Here is a 6074-nt window from a genome sequence, read left to right as displayed (position 1 = left end):
CGCGATCGTAGGGCAGGGTAGGAAGTTCAAAAGCCATCGTGTGTGCTCCTCTCCGTATAAACGTTCCAGATTTTAGATAAGAAAATTACTCAGAAACGTGACGTTATAGTCACTAGTATCCTAGCCTAAAAGTCGTACTCAAACCATGTTCGGATTTGTGCTGAAGCTAGTCAGGGGTGGGTGCCATTGGTAGGTGCGCAGGCTGAGGCGACCATTGCAATCGAACTGAATGCCTTCTGCTTCCAACAAGCGCTGTTGCAGATAGTCTGAACCTTGCCGCAGGGATGAGAACGACACCGTACCTTTGGCATTAATCACCCGATGCCAAGGAATTTCAACCGACTGACGATTAACACGATAAAGCGCATAGCCAACCAATCTAGCGCAACCAGGCAGATTTACCAGCTCGGCAACTTGCCCATAGGTTGCTACACGTCCATAGGGAATTTGGCAAACTACAGCATAGATGCGATCGTAGGTGGTCACCGTTGTCGTCACTCATTTTAGCTTAGGATACCTGTGAGGCAATCTTATCAGCAGTAGGTGTGTTAAGGCGGCGTTCTTGTTGCAACAGACTAATTAGATGAATCGCAGCCAAGGTCACAGCGACGATCGCCAGCACATAGCTGTGCAGTGTATACATGCGCTGAATGGTCATGCTACCAAAACCGCCACCAGTCAACAGAGTTTGAATTTGACTGCCAATTACAGGTATTGCAGCAATAGTTCCCAGTTCAACCTTCAGCCGCCAGTAACCAACTTGTGACCAATCTAGAATCATAGCTGTCCATCCTAAGCCAATCGCGCTGAGGGTGAAGGTGACACCGCTAACCCAGGCTGTTACCCAAGCGGGCTGGAGGCAACGGCTGAAAAACAAAACCACCAGTTGAATTAGCCCTAACACTACAACAACATTGCCAGCTACATTATGTACCGTGCGAATCAGCCAACCATGGTGAACATCGTTGGTAATAAATTCTAGGGAAGCATGGGCACCCGTTGCTGTTGGTTCATAATAAAACGACAATAGAGTACCTGTAATCGCAGCCATCAAGCATAGGGTTAAGATGGCGATAGACAATAGTGTTGCTACTCGACGCAGAATGTAGGTAGGTTGGGTAAGGGTCATTGTGCCCTCCTAAAGTTAGGAATTGTTAAGGAACATAAATTTATCTTAACAAGATCTCACTGGTAAATCGATGGCCTATGAACCGCTACATCACAAATATCGTCCCCAAACGTTTGCGGAGTTAGTGGGGCAAGATGCGATCGCTACAACCTTGACCAATGCGCTGCGCCAAGGAAAAATTGCCCCAGCTTATCTGTTTACAGGGGCACGGGGAACAGGCAAGACCTCTAGTGCTCGGATTTTGGCGAAGTCCTTAAACTGCCTGAGCAGTCATCAACCAACGGCACAACCCTGTGGTGCGTGTGATGTGTGTCGGACGATCGCCACTGGTTCTGCTCTAGACGTAGTTGAAATTGATGCCGCTAGCAATACTGGCGTAGATAACATTCGAGAGGTAATTGAACGCGCTCAATTTGCGCCCGTGCAGTGTCGCTACAAAGTGTATGTGATTGATGAATGTCACATGCTGAGCACATCTGCCTTTAATGCGCTACTCAAAACCTTAGAAGAGCCACCTGCCCATGTGGTGTTTGTGTTGGCAACAACAGATCCACAGCGGGTGCTACCAACCATTATTTCTCGATGTCAGCGGTTTGACTTCCGCCGCATTCCCCTAGAAGCCATGGTGAGTCACTTGAGTCGCATTGCCGCGATTGAAGCAATCGATATCACCCAGGAAGCAGTTCGCCTAGTGGCTCAGATTGCTCAAGGTGGTTTGCGCGATGCCCAAAGCCTGTTGGATCAACTGAGTCTGTTGGCAGGCCCCATCACTCCAGCAAAAGTCTGGGATTTGGTCGGTGCTGTCCCTGAGCAAGACTTGCTGGCTCTAGTGCAGGCAATCGCCACTAATGATGCTGTAGGGATTTTAGATCGTGCTCGTACCTTGATGGATCGCGGACGTGAACCACTGATTGTGTTGCAAAATCTAGCGGGTTTCTATCGTGACCTGTTAATTGCCAAAACAGCCCCCGATCGCAGCGATCTGACAGCTTTGACCCCTGACACTTGGAGCCAATTGTGTGCCCTAGCACAATCCTTAGAGACAGACACCATCCTAGCTAGCCAACAACACTTGCGTACCTGTGAATTGCAAGTAAAGAATACTGCCCAGCCTCGGCTCTGGTTAGAGGTAGCCCTATTGGGACTGTTGCCGCTAACTCTGCAACCAGTCATGGAGCCTCATATCTCAAAGATTGCTACTAGTCAGCCATCCCAGGCTCTAACTGCCAAGACAGAGGCCATGCCACAGCGTCAACTACCTCAACCGACTACATCTTCCCACTCTGTACTGCCAGAGTTATCTCCGCCATTGCCTCAATTGTCTCCCCTCAAAACTCCTACTCCTAAAACATCGCCAGTTACCCTGCAATCCCCTAGCCTCCAGTCTTCATCAGGGGTTGCTGGTTCACCACTGGCCACCAATCCACCCGCTACCCAGCCTGACTTGGCAACCACCTGGACGCAAGTAATGGCAGTTATCCATCCCCTAACCAGAGGATTATTGAGTGATCACGGTCGGTTGTTAGCCATCCATGGTAATGAAGTCAACATTGGCATTAACGCAGAAAAGTTGTTGCGACCAGCCCAGGGACAACTCAAGAACATGGAAGCGGCCTTTAGGGAAGTATTGGGACGAGAGGTAAAGGTAACGATCGTCGTTGCACCGCCACCAGAAGTCCCTACCCCTCAGGATAGTGCTCCTGCTCCACAGCCGCCAGCCTCAACCTATCCACCACCATCACCATTACCCCACAAGGTGATGGAAGCAACTACCAGTTCTGTTGCCACTGTATCACCTGCATCAAGCTCAGATCTGTTGTCTACCCCCAACTCTCTGCCAGCATTGCCTCAGCCTGAGTCGTTATCTGCATCAGCTTCAAGTTATCGTCATGATATTGATGAGGTGCAACGATCAGCAAAAAACTTAGCTGAGTGGTTTGGGGGCGTTGTTGTGGATTTAGAAAATGGCACCGATACCTTGTCAGAGCAAGCAGGTACATCTGCTTGGATAGACACTGACGCTGACGAGGCTCCGTTCTAGTTAATCTCAGATAAACTCAACTGCTCACAGGCGATTTCAAACAACTGGGCAGTGGTCAGCGGCTCACCTGTCTTGGCATTGACAAGAAAACCCGTGGCTGCCAAGATGGCGAGTGTATCCCACTTAGGCTCACTGTGGCCGCGTTCTAGCTTACTTAGGGTACTCTTACTGATAGTGAAGCCAGTTTCCTGCTGAATCTCTGCCACAAACTCATCTAGTGACCACCCCTTAGGAAAACCTGGTTTAGGAGCCTCCCGAAACCGCTTAATTAATTGCCCTAATGACTTACAGCCCCGCTCTGTGATAATCGGAACAGCTTTAACCATGATCCTTAACCATGATAGGTTTATCTATCGTGTATCCCAGTCCATAGGCGTAGTTTACGTATAGCCCCTAGCTTATGGATAGCGTAAAATCAAGGGATGAGAGGTAGCATAAAACACTCGATATACGGACAAATTGTATGGACAGTACCCAGATTATTGCTATCCTAGCAACGGCGATCGCCACAGCCACTCCTCTAGTTATTGGCTGCATTGGTGAAACCCTGACTGAGCGTGCTGGTGTTATTAATCTCTCAGCAGAGGGCACTGTACTGTTAAGTGCTATGGTGGGTTTTGCTGTAGCTAAAACAACCAACAGTCTCATGCTAGGGTTTCTGGGAGCTGCCGCTGTGGGTGCTACCATTGCCCTCATACTAGCTTTTGGATCCCTGACCTTGAAACAGTCGCAGGTTGCCATTGGGTTCGTATTGACCATGCTATGCAGCGATTTATCATCATTTTTGGGCAACCCATTTGTGCGCGTGCCAGGGCCGACAGTGCCTAGCTTCAAACTGCCTTGGTTGCAGCATATCCCCATCCTAGGGCCACTATTCTTTCAAAGTGACCTCTTGGTCTATAGCAGCTACCTATTGATAGGGGTAACTGTTATCTATGTTTACAAGACCCGTGATGGACTCCTGTTACGAGCGATCGGTGAACAACCTGCGGCAGCTTTTGCGCGCGGTGCCAACGTAGTTGTCTGGCGCTACGTTTACACGGCTATCGGTGGAGCACTACTAGGCATTGCTGGGGCTGCATTTTCTCTTGACTTTAAAGCTGGTTGGAGCCACCGACATACTGCTGGCTACGGTTGGATTATGCTGGCGATCGTGATTTTCGGTGGTTGGAACCCTCTGCGAGCAGCCTTAGGAGCCTATCTGTTTGGCATCTTACAGTCTTTGGCAAGCGTTGCCCAAAGTGCAATTCCTACAATACCGACCCAGATTTTCACAACAGCTCCCTTTGTGTTGATGATTTGTATGTTGGTGCTCACCTCTAGCGACTGGCTTGAGCGCTTGTTGATGTATCTTCCCGTCTTAGTTCGTCATCCGATTGCCCAGATGCTCCGTGCTGACCCACCTGCTGCCTTGGGTAAGTAGTTGACCTCTCTAGCCCAACTAGAAGGATGGGTTAATTGGTGATTGGGTCAATCGCAGCTTAGAGTAGTTTATATAGAAACGAGGTTACTGGAACGATCGCAGCGAGGGTGACTGATGACAACTGCACTACTGGAAATAGTGGCCATCGGCTTTCTAGCTTGGGGATTTTACCGCGCCCGTGCCTACGGTAGGGTGGGCATCTTGGCATGGTTGCAATCGTTACTCCTGATTGCTCCGTGGCTCTTATTCTTTGGACTAGTTGCTATAGGTGTCTACCTAAACTTAGCTACTGTCCTCTTCCTGTTTCTAATTTGTACAGGACTTTATATCGCGATCGGGCGGCAGATCCGAGCATCGGTGAAAGAATTGACATCACGACAGTCAGAACAGCCTACCTCAAAAGCTCTAGAATCACCTGAGAGTACATTGCCAATGGCTAGTCAGGATCAGAACCCTCAAGCCAGCTCACAACCCTCTACCAGCGAGCAAAAATCCCCTGAGCCTAAACCAAAGACCATGCCCATTCCTGCTGACGAGCTGCGGGTAATTCAGGGCATATTTGGGGTTGATACATTCTTTGTCACAGAAACCATTCCCTATCAAGAAGGAGCTATCTTCAAGGGCAATTTGCGGGGAGACGCTGATCACGTCTACGCCCGCCTGTCTGCTAGCTTGCGTGAGCGAGTGCACGATCGCTACCGTCTATTCTTGGTGGAAAATCCAGACGGAAAGCCTGTCATGATTGTGTTGCCTAGCACCACTGATCCAAAGCCTACTAACGCTTGGCAGTTGCTGGTGGCGATTGCACTGGCAGTGGTTACGATCGCCAGTTGTGAAGAAACCGCTGGATTGTTACTTGGCTTTGATGTTTTCAGTACTCCAGCTCGGTTCGCTGAAGCCTTACCCATTGCCTCAGCAATTCTAGCTATCCTCGCTGCCCATGAACTTGGGCACCGCTGGCAGGCAGCTCGACATGCCATCAAGCTTAGTCCACCCTTTTTCATCCCTACCTTACAGATTGGGACATTCGGTGCCTGGACAAGGTTTGAGTCGCTGCTACCGTCGCGATCAGTTCTATTTGACATTGCAGTGGCTGGCCCCTTAGCTGGTGGAATAGTGTCCCTCATTATGCTGATTGCAGGACTGGCACTCTCTAATGCCGATAGCCTGTTTCAAATCCCCTCCCAGTTTTTCCAGGGGTCAATTTTGGTAGGGACAGTAGCGAAGGTCATGTTGGGAGATACCCTGCAAGCTGCGATCGTGCACATTCATCCCCTAACTGTAGTTGGTTGGTTAGGTCTACTGATTAATGCCCTGAACCTAATGCCTGCTGGGCAACTAGATGGAGGCCGAATTGTTCAAGCAATTTATGGACGCAAAACCGCTAGTTGGTTAACGATCGCAACTATCATTGTGCTCGGTGTGGCCTCATTTGTTAATCCCTTGGCCTTGTACTGGGCACTGGTTATCATTGTCTTGCA

General features: G+C 49.6%; 6 protein-coding genes. 3 read left to right on the top strand and 3 right to left on the bottom strand.

What is annotated here, in order from left to right; translation table 11 throughout:
• Positions 1-138: 138 nt before the first annotated feature.
• Together NZ772_12120 and NZ772_12115 are read right to left on the bottom strand one after the other, a co-directional pair.
• Entirely contained in the window at positions 139-486 is a 348-nt protein-coding gene (locus NZ772_12120) for a methylated-DNA--[protein]-cysteine S-methyltransferase (protein MCS6814294.1), read from the bottom strand.
• A 22-nt stretch (positions 487-508) separates the two neighbouring features.
• Positions 509-1129 (bottom strand): cytochrome b N-terminal domain-containing protein, encoded by a 621-nt coding sequence (locus NZ772_12115; GenBank protein MCS6814293.1) that lies wholly within the window; start codon positions 1127-1129, stop codon positions 509-511.
• 70 nt (positions 1130-1199) lie between these two features.
• On the opposite strand from NZ772_12115, the gene NZ772_12110 reads away from it, so the two are divergent.
• Positions 1200-3170 (top strand): DNA polymerase III subunit gamma/tau, encoded by a 1971-nt coding sequence (locus NZ772_12110; GenBank protein MCS6814292.1) that lies wholly within the window; start codon positions 1200-1202, stop codon positions 3168-3170.
• On the opposite strand, the gene NZ772_12105 is transcribed toward NZ772_12110, so the two are convergent.
• Complete coding sequence (locus tag NZ772_12105) at positions 3167-3496, bottom strand: helix-turn-helix domain-containing protein (GenBank protein ID MCS6814291.1); 330 nt, start codon at positions 3494-3496, stop codon at positions 3167-3169. The two genes, NZ772_12110 and NZ772_12105, sit on opposite strands and share 4 nt — an antisense overlap.
• A gap of 137 nt (positions 3497-3633) precedes the next feature.
• On the opposite strand from NZ772_12105, the gene NZ772_12100 reads away from it, so the two are divergent.
• Both NZ772_12100 and NZ772_12095 read left to right on the top strand, forming a co-directional pair.
• Positions 3634-4593: an ABC transporter permease gene (locus NZ772_12100; GenBank protein ID MCS6814290.1), complete on the top strand. Its 960-nt coding sequence runs from the start codon at positions 3634-3636 to the stop codon at positions 4591-4593.
• A 114-nt stretch (positions 4594-4707) separates the two neighbouring features.
• Positions 4708-6074, top strand: a 1367-nt coding sequence (locus tag NZ772_12095; GenBank protein MCS6814289.1) for a site-2 protease family protein, incomplete at its 3' end; no start/stop codon positions are given.

This window comes from Cyanobacteriota bacterium, from assembly GCA_025054735.1.
In the GTDB taxonomy this organism is placed as follows: Bacteria; Cyanobacteriota; Cyanobacteriia; order SKYG9; family SKYG9; genus SKYG9.
Note: the sequence above shows the minus strand (reverse complement) of the source record. Positions and strands in the feature narration are given on the sequence as shown.